This window comes from Klebsiella huaxiensis (assembly GCF_003261575.2).
Classification (GTDB): domain Bacteria; phylum Pseudomonadota; class Gammaproteobacteria; order Enterobacterales; family Enterobacteriaceae; genus Klebsiella; species Klebsiella huaxiensis.
The window spans coordinates 2,730,514-2,743,881 of record NZ_CP036175.1; the positions used below are offsets into that span (position 1 = coordinate 2,730,514).

General features: G+C 53.9%; 11 protein-coding genes. 3 read left to right on the top strand and 8 right to left on the bottom strand.

Annotated elements, in window-relative coordinates:
* Nucleotides 1–13 precede the first annotated feature (13 nt).
* The 3 genes from yedF to ydfZ all read right to left on the bottom strand — a co-directional run bounded on the left by yedF (nt 14) and on the right by ydfZ (nt 1,861).
* A complete protein-coding gene (gene yedF, locus DA718_RS13130; RefSeq protein WP_110274012.1) occupies nt 14–247 on the bottom strand; it encodes a sulfurtransferase-like selenium metabolism protein YedF in 234 nt (77 codons plus the stop codon).
* Nucleotides 244–1,455: a selenium metabolism membrane protein YedE/FdhT gene (gene yedE / locus DA718_RS13135; RefSeq protein WP_112214377.1), complete on the bottom strand. Its 1,212-nt coding sequence runs from the start codon at nt 1,453–1,455 to the stop codon at nt 244–246. Before yedE ends, yedF begins: the two co-directional genes overlap by 4 nt.
* A gap of 202 nt (nt 1,456–1,657) precedes the next feature.
* Nucleotides 1,658–1,861: a putative selenium delivery protein YdfZ gene (gene ydfZ / locus DA718_RS13140; RefSeq protein ID WP_110274014.1), complete on the bottom strand. Its 204-nt coding sequence runs from the start codon at nt 1,859–1,861 to the stop codon at nt 1,658–1,660.
* Nucleotides 1,862–2,374: 513 nt separating this feature from the next.
* Here ydfZ and DA718_RS13145 point away from each other — a divergent pair.
* Nucleotides 2,375–3,403: a CorA family divalent cation transporter gene (locus DA718_RS13145; protein WP_112214376.1), complete on the top strand. Its 1,029-nt coding sequence runs from the start codon at nt 2,375–2,377 to the stop codon at nt 3,401–3,403.
* A gap of 50 nt (nt 3,404–3,453) precedes the next feature.
* Here the strand turns inward: DA718_RS13145 and DA718_RS13150 are convergent, their stop codons facing one another.
* The 3 genes from DA718_RS13150 to manA all read right to left on the bottom strand — a co-directional run bounded on the left by DA718_RS13150 (nt 3,454) and on the right by manA (nt 7,680).
* Nucleotides 3,454–4,626: a MalY/PatB family protein gene (locus DA718_RS13150; RefSeq protein WP_112214375.1), complete on the bottom strand. Its 1,173-nt coding sequence runs from the start codon at nt 4,624–4,626 to the stop codon at nt 3,454–3,456.
* A gap of 217 nt (nt 4,627–4,843) precedes the next feature.
* The gene (locus DA718_RS13155) at nt 4,844–6,403 is read right to left on the bottom strand and encodes a YdgA family protein (RefSeq protein ID WP_112214374.1); all 1,560 of its coding nucleotides are present in this window, start codon (nt 6,401–6,403) and stop codon (nt 4,844–4,846) included.
* A 101-nt stretch (nt 6,404–6,504) separates the two neighbouring features.
* Nucleotides 6,505–7,680 (bottom strand): mannose-6-phosphate isomerase, encoded by a 1,176-nt coding sequence (gene manA, locus DA718_RS13160; RefSeq protein ID WP_112214373.1) that lies wholly within the window; start codon nt 7,678–7,680, stop codon nt 6,505–6,507.
* A gap of 197 nt (nt 7,681–7,877) precedes the next feature.
* On the opposite strand from manA, the gene fumA reads away from it, so the two are divergent.
* Together fumA and fumC are read left to right on the top strand one after the other, a co-directional pair.
* Nucleotides 7,878–9,524: a class I fumarate hydratase FumA gene (gene fumA, locus DA718_RS13165; RefSeq protein ID WP_110274019.1), complete on the top strand. Its 1,647-nt coding sequence runs from the start codon at nt 7,878–7,880 to the stop codon at nt 9,522–9,524.
* A gap of 142 nt (nt 9,525–9,666) precedes the next feature.
* Nucleotides 9,667–11,067, top strand: coding sequence for a class II fumarate hydratase (gene fumC / locus DA718_RS13170; protein ID WP_112214372.1), 1,401 nt, complete (start codon nt 9,667–9,669; stop codon nt 11,065–11,067).
* On the opposite strand, the gene tus is transcribed toward fumC, so the two are convergent.
* Together tus and rstB are read right to left on the bottom strand one after the other, a co-directional pair.
* On the bottom strand, nt 11,057–11,989 hold the full coding sequence (tus, locus tag DA718_RS13175) for a DNA replication terminus site-binding protein (RefSeq protein WP_112214371.1): 933 nt from the start codon (nt 11,987–11,989) through the stop codon (nt 11,057–11,059). The two genes, fumC and tus, sit on opposite strands and share 11 nt — an antisense overlap.
* A gap of 75 nt (nt 11,990–12,064) precedes the next feature.
* Complete coding sequence (gene rstB, locus DA718_RS13180) at nt 12,065–13,366, bottom strand: two-component system sensor histidine kinase RstB (protein ID WP_112214370.1); 1,302 nt, start codon at nt 13,364–13,366, stop codon at nt 12,065–12,067.
* Nucleotides 13,367–13,368: the final 2 nt, after the last annotated feature.

Here is a 13,368-nt window from a genome sequence, read left to right on the forward strand (position 1 = left end):
TGTTGGCTCGCGCCTATTTTTGAATTAAATAACGAATGGTTGGCCCATCCTGCTGGATATCAAGCACGGTGTAGCCATGATTTTTCGCATCCAGCGGGATATTGTTAATCGACTGCGGACAGTCGCTGACCACTTCCAGAATTTCGCCTTTCTTTAACGAAGGTAGAGCTTCCAGAGTGGCGATTGCCGGATAGGGGCAGGGTTCGCCAACCATATCGAGGCGATAATCCGGAACGATAGTTTTCATGCTGTCTCCTTAATGGATGCGGCGGTGAGGGACTTGCGGCGGAAAAAGTGTTTCTCCCAGGCGATGACCAAAATTAGCGCGATAAGCAGCAGAAGATAGGTCACCAGCAGGCCGCCGAAGGGGCCAAATGTCGCTAACAGATTGATTTTATCCCAGTTGGTTGCCAGCACCGGTGAGAGCCCATCCCAGTAATAAGCAAGGATAGTTGAGCCAATAACGTTGCCCAATCCGACCCACCAGAAATGCACCTGTCCCTCAACAGCACGGTACATCCAGCCGGTTTCACAGCCGCCCGCCAGCACGATACCGAAGCCAAACAGTAGGCCCCCGATGACCGCATTAGGGCCTGCCCACATAATTTTCGGCTCCATGCCAAGCTGCACGTAGCTAAAAATCCCAATAGCGCTGGCGGCCATACCGAAAATAATCGCCTTCGCCATATTGGTACGCCCGGTGATCCACATATCGCGGAAGGCAGAAGTGAAGCAGATTTGTGCGCGTTCAATCAGTAGGCCAAATCCAACGCCGAACAGCATTGCCAGACCGAGCTTGGGTTGATTCGCAGCCGTCAGCAGTCCCCAGGCAATCATGGCGAAAAATACCATCATCCCAAGGCGGAAACGACGCCGCGCCTGATCAGGCTTTTGCGTTAAAGGCGACGCGCTGGAGACCTTTTGCATCTTCACCGGAATGCGAAAAATAGGCAGCAAGGTAAAGCGCGCACCGAACCAGGTGCCGATAGCGGTAGCGATGGCAAAGAACCAGGCATGCAGAGAAAACTGCGGAATGCCGGTGAAGAATGCCGCCAGATTACAACCCATCGCCAGACGCGCGCCGAAACCGGCGATGATCCCTCCGGCGATGGCCTGGAGAATACGAACCCGGCTGCGCGGAAAGCGTAGCTTAACGTTGTTGGCCCACAGCGCCGCGGCGAAGCAGCCGCCGAACATGCCGATAATCATCATGCCGTCGATGCGGGTTAGCGGTGTTCCTTCAAGATGAATCAGTTTGTAGTAGCCCCATTGTTCGCTGTGTACACCGACCAGTTGCAGTAACTGTCCGCCCCAGCGAGTAAATTCGCCGGTGACCGCCCAGAAGGTACCAGTAATACCGAAGTAGTAGGTAGAGAGAATACCGGCGGCGATAACTGCGGGAACGGGTGACCAGAACTTAATCAGCCACGCTTGTTTGAATTGTTGCCATGTCATGAAAATGCCTCTGAACTCAGAAGGTATATTACCCGTAGCGGGTTGGAGAGGCGCGATAATACGCCGTTTGAGCAGTTAAAACTCTCGACGGGATCAAAGTGAAGCGATGATATGAAGGTAAAAGGCCACGTGCTGTGGCCTTTTACAAGCGGCTATCCACTGCTATATCGAGGTGATGATGGATTGTCAGCTTATTCTTATATTAATTGAATCCGAGGCGAACGAGACCCAGCGGACAATATAATCCCTCACGGCCTTCAATTTCCACGCAATCTGAGCGGCGGAGCTGCTCTGCCGTTTTGCCGCTCCCGTGAATGGCCTTAATAACGCCCGTCGCGCCATTGTCGGCTACCATAACCATGCTGCCTGTCGAGATAGCGTTACGGTTACGATCGTAAGTTTTCATGGTTTCCTCCTGTTTAAGTCTATTTTGACGGGATGGTTAAAACGGCATTTTAATACACCTCCGGGGAAGATTTTTTTTTGAGTTTTGTCAAAATAATGAACGGTTTTCGCTAAGAATATAATAGGGCGGAATGGTTAAATTTAGAGCCTGATTATTCATAGAAGGTATGGCGCTGAACAATAAAGAAGTATTTCATTCAGGTTACCGTTATATGGATGAATTATTACGCTTGTCAGATGCGCGATAATAGCGAAATATGAGCTCCTTCGGGCTTAGAGCCTGTCCCATTAGGCTATTTTATTTGCCATTTTGGCCCTGGGCAGTGCTCACCCAAAACTCACAGCGTTTTGAGAGCCCTTCAGGGCGGCCCGAAGGGTGAGTGTAGCGAATCATCCTCACGTACTACGTGTACGCTCCGGTTGTTCCGTGCAGTCGGTGTCCAAACTGGCTACAACAATGGCGCCTACTGGGATAGGCTCTTAATTAGCGCTCACTGAGGATCCTGAGGGATATATGAGTCAAGACGTCACCAGTAAGATGTTAAAGCCTGATTTTGATATGGAAGTGTCCGGTTTAGTGCACGGATATGTCTTTCGTGAAGGGAGTTTACCCCTGCGGATCACCTCAAATGAGGTTTGCACTCAATATCAACAACTGGATAAGGAAAATGATTTTGTCTGGCTGCATCTGAATCTCAATCATGCAACCGCTGAGAAGTGGCTCAAAAGCCAGTTTGCCGTGGCGGACTTTTTCTTTGAAGAGATCCGTGGCGGTTCCCACACCACGCGGATTGAACGGCAGGGCGAAAATTTGTATGCCGTTTTGAACGATGTCATTTTTCACCCCAAGGATACTGGTTCGGAAACCTCGACGCTGTGGTTATATTGCAGCCAGAAGCTGGTGGTGACCGCCCGCTATAAGCCGCTCCGCTTTATTGAATGGATGCTCCCGCGCCTGCAAACCCTCAAAGTGAATTCATCGACCGAGCTGCTGGCTTTTTTGCTGGAAGAGCAAGAAGAAGTTCTCGAGCAGGTGGTTCGCCAGGCCAGCCAGCACGTGGATGTGATTGAAGAGCGCTTGCTAAGTAATCATGTCCAGCGTAATCGCGCCGATCTGGCGCGTCTGCGGCGAATGCTGCTGCGCTTTCAGCGTCTGTTAGCGCCAGAACCGGCGGCGATGTTCCGTTTACTTAACCGTCCTCCGGCGTGGATCGACCGCTCGGTGGTGCAGGAATTTCGCCAGTTCACCGAAGAGTTTACCGTGGTGCTGAACGATCTTTCTGGATTGATTGAGCGCATCAGCTTGCTTCAGGAGGAAATCAGTGCCAGACAGCTCGAACAAAGCAACCGTACGCTCTACACCCTGACGGTGATTACCGTGCTCGCGTTGCCAATTAATATCGTCGCTGGCTTTTTTGGTATGAACGTCGGTGGAATACCGCTATCGACCAACCATCACGGTTTTATTTGGCTGGTGGTGATTGTCGGCGTATTTACAATTGGAGCCGGATATTTGGCTTTTCGGCGGTGGGACGAACTTTAACGACAGCGGTAGCGGGTTGACCGCTACCGTTTTCGCAGTTTGAGGAGCGGTCAGCGCAGCGAGCGCAGGGCGGCAATCAGCCCCTGAACGCCTTTTTCTAGCTTCTCGTGCGGGCAACCCGCGTTCAGGCGGACAAAACCCTTTCCTTCATCACCGTAAGTGTAGCCAGGCATAATGGCCACTTTCTGCTCTTCAATTAACGCTTTTTGCAAAGCCTGATCATCAACGCCCAGCGGACGCAGGTCAATCCACGCCAGATAGGTTGCCTGCGGTGGCTGCCAGCTTAGCTCGGGGAAAGCGAGATTGAGTTCATGGGCGATGTAGCGTAGGTTTTCTTGTAGATACTTGCGCAGAGCGTCAAGCCAGGCTGCCCCTTCACGATAGGCGGCAACATGGGCGATTAGCGCCGGAACGGAAGGTGAAGAGAGACCGTCGCGGTTCTTGAGCGCCTGTAAATAGCTATCACGTGTGGTGCTATCGTCAATTAACCCGTATGCACCGGTAAAAGCCGGAATATTGAAGCTTTTTGATCCGGAAGTGAACAGCGCCCACGGGCCGCGAGCGACATCGCACCATGGGGTATGTTGATGTTCAGCCCACACCATATCCATATGGATCTCGTCGCTGATCACCTTCACGCCATGCTTTTCGCACAGTTGCGCCATGGTTTCCAGCTCTTCGCGGGTCCAGACTTTGCCGGTTGGGTTTTGGGGACTGCACAGCAGCAGGACTGTATTACGTGGTTGAGCCAGTATCTGCTCAAATTCGACCATATCACAACGCCATTGGCCGTTGTCGAGTTTTAGCGGAGCTGGGGCAATGCGCCGCTGGTTGCCTTCAATAGTCTTATAAAACGCGTCATAAGCTGGCGTATGCACCACGATACCATCGCCAGGCTCGGACCATTGGCGAATCATCTCCGCGACCATATAGATAACCGATGGCCCGTAAACAATGGCTCCGCGGTTGATTGGACTATGAAAACGGCTGGCGAACCAGTGGCTCACCGCGTTAAGGAATTCATCATTTTTCCAGCGGCTATAGCCAAAAACGCCGTGCGCCAGACGCTTGCTGACGGCATCCAGAATGCAGGGGGCGGTGGCAAAATCCATATCCGAGATAGTAAATGGTAGCAAGTCCGCGGTACCGAAGCGGTCGGCAACGTAATCCCATTGCGTACACCAGGTGCCGTGACGGTCAACCGGCGTTGAAAAATCAAACATCTGAACTTCCTTAATCAGAGTCTCCCTTCGGTAACGAAGGGGGAGCAGAACTTAAGCCTCAACGGCATTCATCAAATAGTCCTCTGGATTCGCTTTCAGAGCTGACGGAATCGCTGCAGCATTTTACGCTGATTTACCGGTGATGCAGGTGACGGATTTCTCAAATGTGACAGTGCCAGTAATGTGAAATAGCCCCTCGTAAGGGGCTATTTGTTGTTTACTGCTGCGGGGCTTCGGGTGGAACCACCTCTTGCGGAGTGGTTTCTTGCGGCAGGGTTTCTTGCGGTGCCGGTTCCGACACAGAAGGAAGCTCTAAACCAAACATGCTGGCAAACTCATCCAGCGGCATTTTCTGCCCGTTGAGCGTGACCTGACCGTCAGCGTACTGCAGGCTGGAGGTGATGGCGTTATCTTCCATGGTGGTGATGCGGAACATCTGGCCCATCGCCGCCAGGCCTTTCACCTGTTGGTCAGCCAGTTTGGCGGCGTCTGCGGGCTGATAGCCTTCAAGCCCGGCAATTTGGGTCATAAAGGCGGTTGCCATATCGACCGGGATCACCAGCTTGCCGTCGAGAGATTTGACGCTACGATCAACTTCATCCGCCAGGGTTTGCGGCGGTGTGGTAACCAGCGACGGATCTTTCAGCAGAACGGAAAGATTAAAGGTGGTTTCGCCTTTCGCATTACGCCAGCTCAGTGGCGAAATGGTCAGGGATGGGTTGCCTTTGAGCATAATTGGCAGCGAGCTAAAGAAGGTTTGCATTATCGCCTGCTGATACAGCTCGGGATTCTGCGCCAGCTGCGGATCCGCCATCAGCGCCTGCGCTTGCGAGTTATATTTTTGGCTAAACTCGTGGAAAGCCTGGCCATCAATATTATCCAGCTTCAGGGTCAGCCTGCCGCTACCAATATCCTGATTTTGCAGCTTCAGACTGTTGACGGTGTAATCCAGCTGGCTATTAATGCCTTTACCGTCGGCGGTGAGCGTAGAGTTACCGTCGATTTTCATCCCTTCGAACCGCGCCAGCTCTTTGCCTTCAACGCCAATCGACAGTTTTTCCAGCGAGATGGCCTGCTTGCCAATACGCTCGTTGAAGCTGGCCATTTCGGTGGAGCCATCGGTTTTCAGATTATTGAAGGTAAGCTGGACCTTCTGATTATACTCGTTTACTGCATTAATCTGCCCGCTGCCAGCTTCGCCGGTAAGGTTCAGGGTTTTCCCCTCACGGTCAGCATCCAGCTGGAACTGGCCGCCGCTGAAGGTCACTTTTTCATCACCTTTGGCGTAATCAAGTGGTTTGAGCACGATGGCGGATTGATTGTCGCCGCTATAGGCGATGCGGGTATCAATGGTGAACGGTGTTTCGCCTTTCGCGATATCGAACAGCGCCTTGCTGGCGTCGTTATTGACTAATGTAGTTTTGACGGAGGCCATTGATGGCGCAAGGTTAAAGGTTTTCAGTGAGGCCAGCGGGAAGGGGCCGTGATCGACGACTTCGTCAAAGACCAACGATTGTCCGGCAGCAAGCCAGCGGGTCTCTTTACCGGCAATCGGTTTAACCACCAGCTGTAAATGGCTGCTGAACAGACCGCGCTGGTAGTCCTGATACGTTAGCTCAACGCCCGCCTGCGGTGCGCTGCTTTGTAACCGAGCATTGGCCTGTTGCACCATATCGGCAATACGGCTCTCCAATTGCTTTCCGGTGTACCAGGAGCCGCCGGTCCAGACGACGCCCAACGCGATGATAACTCCTGCTGCGATCAGCGATTTTTTCATAGCATTTGTCCATAAATGAAACCAGGCGGATCGGGCCGCCTGGTTGTGTTGTCATGATGGGTGAAAGTCTAGCAACTGTGGCTAAAAAGTTCAGTAACTTACTAGAGCTTATTGAACACGCGCGCTACGCGACCGGTGCCGCTAACCTGTACTGGCGATTCGTTACAGGCGACAAACGCCGATTCACCCGCGGTCAGCGTCAGGCGCTGCTCGCCTTTAGTGATAACTGCTTCACCCTCAACGCAGAACAGAATCGCCGCGCTATCCTGGGCGATGGTTGAGGCCTGCGCAGACAGGTCGTGCAGAGAGAAGGCGAAATCGTCGACCGGGATCGGGAAATCCAGCTCCGCGCCGTGGGTCACTGGCTGAGTCAGCAGCTCACCCGCAGGTTTGGCTGTAAATTTAACGTTAGCGACCAGCTCTGGAATATCAATGTACTTTGGCGTCAGGCCCGCGCGCAGAACGTTGTCCGAGTTAGCCATCACCTCCAGCGCCACGCCCTGCAGGTAAGCGTGCGGAGTTTCCGCAAACAGGAACATCGCCTCGCCTGGGTTCAGCTTCACTACGTTGAGCAGCAGCGGAGAGAAGAGACCGCTATCGTCAGGATAAAATTCGGCGATCAGGCGGATAGTCTGCCATGGTTCACCCTGCTCACTATCCAGCGCCTTCTGCAGCACTTTCAACGCATGGGCTTTTTCTTCGCCCTTCATATTCAGCAGGCTGGCAAACAGCTGGCTCAGATGTTCGCCGTCCGGCTGCGCAAGAAATTGGGCAATGGCTGGATGGGCATCGGCTACCGGCTGCAACAGGTTGACGATATCGGCAAATTCGCGGAAGGCGTTCATGGCGAGGAACGGCGTCAGGGCAAAAACCAGCTCCGGCTTGTGGTTTGGATCTTTATAGTTACGCTCGGCGGCATCAAGCGGGATCCCGGCAGCGTTCTCTTTGGCGAAACCAATTTCGGAGGCTTGTTTGTTCGGATGAACCTGAATAGATAGCGGTTGTGCGGCACACAAGACTTTAAACAGGAACGGTAGCTCGCCGAAACGCTCTGCCACTTTCGCGCCGAGCAGGGCGGTTTTATCGCCTTCAATCACTTCACGCAGCGAGCGCGGAGTACCAGCGTTATCCAGAATCTGCGAGCTGCTCTTCGGATGCGCACCCATCCACAGTTCTGCCATCGGCAGGTTGTTCGGGTTGGCGATCCCATAAAGTTCGGTTAAGGCGGTATGACTTCCCCAGGCGTAGTTTTGCACTGAGTTGATGAGCTTTTGCATTCTCAATCCCTGTTTCCACTGAATAGTAATGGCTCTATTAAACCAGCAAACGCCCGATAAGCAACCGGCGCGAAGAAAAAGTCGTCCTGGTCTCAGTTTTTGTTAAAAAATTGTGTAAAATCGATCGACTCGCTTTTCTACGGGCAAATGGAGTGTCTGCCTGAAATATAATCAGCCAAGCAGTAAGTGAGAGCACAATGTCGAATAAACCGTTTGTATATCAGGATCCTTTTCCACTGAAAAAGGACGATACCGAGTATTACCTCCTCAGCAGTGATTACGTCTCCGTCGCCGAATTCGCCGGCCAGGAAGTTCTGAAAGTTGAACCTCAGGCGCTAACTTTACTGGCACAACACGCTTTCCACGACGCCTCCTTTATGCTTCGCCCGGCGCACCAGCAGCAGGTTGCCGATATCCTCAACGATCCTGAAGCCAGCGAAAACGATAAGTACGTGGCGCTACAGTTCCTGCGTAACTCTGATATCGCCGCTAAAGGCGTGCTGCCGACCTGCCAGGATACCGGCACCGCGATCATCACCGGCAAAAAAGGCCAGCGCGTGTGGACCGGCGGCGGCGATGAAGCGGCGCTGGCGCAGGGGGTCTATAACACCTATATCCAGGATAACCTGCGTTATTCGCAGAACGCCGCGCTGGATATGTATAAAGAAGTGAACACCGGCACCAACCTGCCTGCGCAAATTGACCTCTACGCCACTGATGGTGAGGAGTATAAATTCCTCTGCATAGCAAAGGGTGGCGGCTCGGCGAACAAAACCTATCTGTATCAGGAAACCAAGGCGCTGATCACCCCGGCGAAGTTGAAAAACTATCTCGTCGAGAAGATGCGTACCCTGGGAACCGCTGCCTGTCCACCGTACCATATTGCCTTTGTCATTGGCGGGACGTCAGCGGAATCCACGCTGAAAACCGTTAAGCTGGCCTCAACCAAGTACTATGATGGTCTGCCAACCGAAGGTAACGAGCATGGTCAGGCCTTCCGTGATATTCAACTGGAGCAAGAACTGCTGCTGGAAGCGCAGAACCTCGGCCTCGGCGCGCAGTTCGGCGGTAAATACTTCGCTCACGATATTCGCGTCGTACGTCTGCCGCGCCACGGTGCATCCTGCCCGGTGGGTATGGGGGTTTCCTGCTCGGCAGATCGCAATATCAAAGCGAAGATCAACCGCGAAGGGATCTGGCTGGAGAAACTGGAGAGCAATCCGGGTAAATATATTCCGGAGCATCTGCGTCAGGCCGGTGAGGGCGAAGCGGTTAAGGTCAACCTTAACCAGCCGATGAGCGACATACTGGCGCTACTGTCGCAGTATCCGGTGTCGACCCGCCTGTCGCTGAGCGGTACCATTATCGTGGCGCGCGATATCGCCCACGCGAAGCTGAAAGAGATTATCGATAACGGCGATGAGCTGCCGCAGTACGTGAAAGATCATCCGATTTACTACGCGGGCCCGGCGAAAACCCCGGACGGCTACGCTTCCGGTTCCCTTGGACCAACCACCGCTGGCCGCATGGACTCTTACGTTGACTTGCTGCAAGCGCACGGTGCAAGCAAGATCATGCTGGCGAAAGGTAACCGTAGCCAGCAGGTCACCGACGCCTGCCATAAGCACGGCGGTTTCTATCTCGGCAGCATCGGCGGCCCGGCGGCGGTGCTCGCGCAGCAGAGCATCCGTAGCCTGGAGTGCGTGGCCTACCCGGAACTGGGGATGGAAGCTATCTGGAAAATTGAAGTTGAAGACTTCCCGGCGTTTATTCTGGTAGATGACAAAGGCAATGACTTCTTCCAGCAGATCCAGAGTTCGCAATGCACTCGCTGTGTGAAATGATCTCAGCCGCCCCTCGGGGCGGTTTTTTTATGCCGTTTAGCGGCACATTCCACTAAAACAACTTATAAATCTGACCAATACTTAACGCTTTAAGCAAGAGAGCTTTGTCGCTATTACACACTTTGAATTCAAGGAGAAAGTAATGACAACGCATCGCAATGAAAAAGACTCAATGGGCGCGATTGACGTGCCCGCAGAAAAACTATGGGGCGCGCAAACCCAGCGCTCGCTGGAACATTTCCGCATCTCGACGGAAAAAATGCCAGGCGAGCTTATCTATGCGCTGGCGCTGACCAAGCGCGCGGCGGCGAAAGTGAACCACGACCTCGGCCTGCTGGCGGCAGAGAAAGCTGATGCCATTATTCGGGCCGCTGATGAAGTGCTGGCGGGTAAGCATCCCGACGAGTTTCCGCTAGCCATCTGGCAAACCGGTTCCGGTACCCAGAGTAATATGAATATGAACGAGGTGCTGGCTAACCGTGCCAGTGAACTGCTTGGCGGCGTGCGAGGGATGGAGCGTAAAGTTCACCCTAACGATGACGTCAATAAAAGCCAAAGTTCCAACGACGTTTTCCCGACGGCGATGCACGTGGCGGCGGTTATTGCCCTACGCGTAAAGCTGATCCCCCAGCTTAATGTGCTGAAAAAGACCCTCCACGATAAATCCGTTGCCTTCAACGATATCGTCAAAATTGGCCGTACTCATCTACAGGACGCCACGCCGCTGACCCTTGGCCAGGAGATTTCAGGCTGGGTCGCGATGCTTGAACACAGCCTCAAACACATCGACTACGGCCTGCCGCATCTTGCGGAACTGGCGCTGGGCGGGACTGCGGTCGGGACAGGTCTGAACACGCATCCGGAATATGCGGTGCGGGTCGCGGCGGAGTTGGCGAGCATCAGCGGTCAACCGTTTGTTACCGCGCCGAATAAATTTGAAGCGCTGGCGACCGTTGATGCGCTGGTGCATGCTCATGGGGCGCTAAAAGGTTTGGCCGCCTCGCTGATGAAAATCGCCAACGATGTGCGTTGGCTGGCATCCGGTCCTCGCTGCGGAATTGGGGAAATCTCCATTCCGGAAAATGAACCGGGATCGTCGATTATGCCAGGTAAGGTCAACCCGACTCAGTGCGAAGCCCTGACCATGCTGTGCTGTCAGGTGATGGGTAACGATGTGGCGGTGAATATCGGCGGCGCGTCGGGTAACTTCGAGCTTAACGTTTATCGCCCGATGGTTGTCCACAACTTCCTGCAATCCGTGCGCCTGCTGGCCGACGGCATAGAGAGTTTTAATGAACACTGTGCGGTAGGGATCGAGCCTGAGCGCGAGCGCATCAGTCAGTTACTCAATGAGTCGCTGATGCTGGTGACAGCGCTCAACACCCATATCGGCTATGACAAGGCGGCGGAAATCGCTAAAAAAGCGCATAAAGAGGGGCTCACCCTGAAAGCTTCCGCGCTGGCGCTCGGCTACCTGACGGAAGCTGAGTTCGATAGCTGGGTGCGCCCTGAAGAAATGGTCGGCAGCATGGCTACTCGCTAGCCAGCCACAGGTGCAGCCTCGGGATCAATAACCTGAGCGACTGTGCCTGCGGTTTATAGCGGTACTGCACGTTATCGGCATCATAGTTCAGCAATTCCCCCAGGTCCGGCACGCTCACGCCTTTGGTGCCGGATATCAGCGTAATCAGCGGACCGGGGCAGGCGTATTGCACCTGCTTTTGCTCCCCGGTATACCAGACCCGGGCGATGGGCTGCACCTTCACCGGCCGTTTGATCTTAAGTTTTGCCCGCTGCGGCAGGGCGGCAATATCCTGATACTCCCGTTCCAGCTTGCTTTGCCACTGTTCGCGAGTCCATGGTGGAACCGCGCGCGGCGATTGCAGGCTTTTCTCCAGTTGCACCAGCACCTGATCGCGGGTCAGGTTTTTAATCACATGCTTATTAGCCCAGCCGAAACGGATGGTGCTCGGATCACGCAATGGTGTCAGCGTGCGGTAGGCGCTGAGGGTAATCAGGCCTGGAAGATGGCGGTGGACCCACTCGAAGCGCGCGGCGCTGGGGAGTCCTGAATCAATGGTGACTATCTTCTCGAAGGTTGCTTTGAGGGCATTGATATGGGCGATTTGGCGCAATAATTCGGCCTGCTCGCCGATATCAGTCTGCAGACAAATCGCCCCTGGCAAACGCACGGCAGCCTTACTGCTGCGACTTTCCGACTGCTGCTGGATAAACAGGTGGCTATAGTGGCTGAGCGCCATCTCCAGCGCAGTTTTGCCGGTATGTTGAACCACATTGATCGCGTCCAGCGGCTGGTGTTCGGCATTTTTGCTCACCGGCGGTAACTCAAATACCCGGGCAGCCAGCAGGCGGCAAGCACTCAAGGACTGCCGCAGTGCCAGGAGTTCTCGCTCCAACTGACGAAAGGTGTCATTCAAACGGTCAACAAGGTCATAGCTAGCCATATTTTCCACCTTAGTTACAACATACTATATGTTTTTTTAACTATACGCAGGCCTCGGCATCTGCGCAAGGGCTAATCAGGTAGAGGTAAAATCAGGCAACTGGTGGTAGATAGGCCAGCTAAAACAGAAACTTGCCCCGCCCAATGGACTGGCGCCGCAATGAACCTCTCCGGCCATCGCCTGGGCGATACTGTGCACGATAGCCAGGCCGAGACCGCAGCCGCCGGTGGCGCGGTCACGGCTGGGGTCGAGGCGGACAAATGGCTCAAAAACCCGCTCCCTTTCATCTGGCGCAATTCCCGGCCCATCGTCTTCTACCCACAACGTCGCACGCGAGCCTTCTAGCGTTAGGCTCACTTGAATCCGCTGGTGACTGTAGCGCAGGGCATTGTTGACCAGATTATCCAGCACGCGTTCCATCAGGCGCATATCCAGCGCGCCATAATTTCCGGGGATGACCTTGCTCAGCGTCACCTCGCGCTGTGGGTTAACCATCTGAATGTCTTCAATGTGAGCGCTGATCCACGCCGGGAAGTTGGGGGTGGTGAGCTTCAGTTCGTTTTGCGGGCGGTCAAGACGGGCGTAGGTCAACAGCTCCTCAATCAAGGCTTCCAGTTGGCCAATATCGCGATTTAGCGCCAGCGATTCCGCTTCAGTCAGATTCTCGCTCATCTCCAGGCGATAGCGCAGACGAACCAGCGGTGTGCGCAGTTCATGAGCGATACCGTCGATCAGCTGTTTCTTGCTGGCAATGAGCGCATTAATGTTATCGGCCATCTGGTTAAACGCCACGCCCAGACGCTCAAAGCTGGACATGCTGTCAAAATGAATCCGCTCGGTCAGATGTCCTTCACCAAAGCGCTGGGCAGCGGTCTCGATACGCAGCATGTCCTGCCAGTGGGGGCGCATCCAAATAAAGACCGGGAAGGCCAATGAGATAGCGATAAAAGCCATCAGCGCGATATCCAGTAGCCGCATCTCGTGAAGAAAATAGAGATAGGGCACCGGGCCAACAGAAAGGACATAGTGGCTGCGCGGAATTCGCTGAATAAAGGTGTACTGATCGTCAAGGGCAACAATATCCCCGGCGCGCAGATGCTGCATCGAATTTTCCGAGAGCTTAAATTTGCTGATCGGTTCGATATGCAGGTCGAAGGAAAGATTCAGGTCCAGTTCTTTGAGGGTTTTACTCCAGTCGCGGGGCGGGATCTCCCGCAGTTCGCTACGCATCAGATACAGCGAGCTTTTCATCAGGTCGTCCAGCGACTGACGGCCTGCGCGCTCGGCGGTGAATTTATACACCAGACCGACCATCATGGTCATCACCAGGAAACAGACGAACAGCAGCAGGTAAAACTGCACAAACAGCTTCTTCATAG

Bases quoted from the DNA above. Each gene is read 5' to 3' on its own strand.
- yedF (WP_110274012.1), bottom strand. From the start codon at position 247: ATGAAAACTATCGTTCCGGATTATCGCCTCGATATGGTTGGCGAACCC.
- yedE (WP_112214377.1), bottom strand. From the start codon at position 1,455: ATGACATGGCAACAATTCAAACAAGCGTGGCTGATTAAGTTCTGGTCA.
- ydfZ (WP_110274014.1), bottom strand. From the start codon at position 1,861: ATGAAAACTTACGATCGTAACCGTAACGCTATCTCGACAGGCAGCATG.
- DA718_RS13145 (WP_112214376.1), top strand. From the start codon at position 2,375: ATGAGTCAAGACGTCACCAGTAAGATGTTAAAGCCTGATTTTGATATG.
- DA718_RS13150 (WP_112214375.1), bottom strand. From the start codon at position 4,626: ATGTTTGATTTTTCAACGCCGGTTGACCGTCACGGCACCTGGTGTACG.
- DA718_RS13155 (WP_112214374.1), bottom strand. From the start codon at position 6,403: ATGAAAAAATCGCTGATCGCAGCAGGAGTTATCATCGCGTTGGGCGTC.
- manA (WP_112214373.1), bottom strand. From the start codon at position 7,680: ATGCAAAAGCTCATCAACTCAGTGCAAAACTACGCCTGGGGAAGTCAT.
- fumA (WP_110274019.1), top strand. From the start codon at position 7,878: ATGTCGAATAAACCGTTTGTATATCAGGATCCTTTTCCACTGAAAAAG.
- fumC (WP_112214372.1), top strand. From the start codon at position 9,667: ATGACAACGCATCGCAATGAAAAAGACTCAATGGGCGCGATTGACGTG.
- tus (WP_112214371.1), bottom strand. From the start codon at position 11,989: ATGGCTAGCTATGACCTTGTTGACCGTTTGAATGACACCTTTCGTCAG.
- rstB (WP_112214370.1), bottom strand. From the start codon at position 13,366: ATGAAGAAGCTGTTTGTGCAGTTTTACCTGCTGCTGTTCGTCTGTTTC.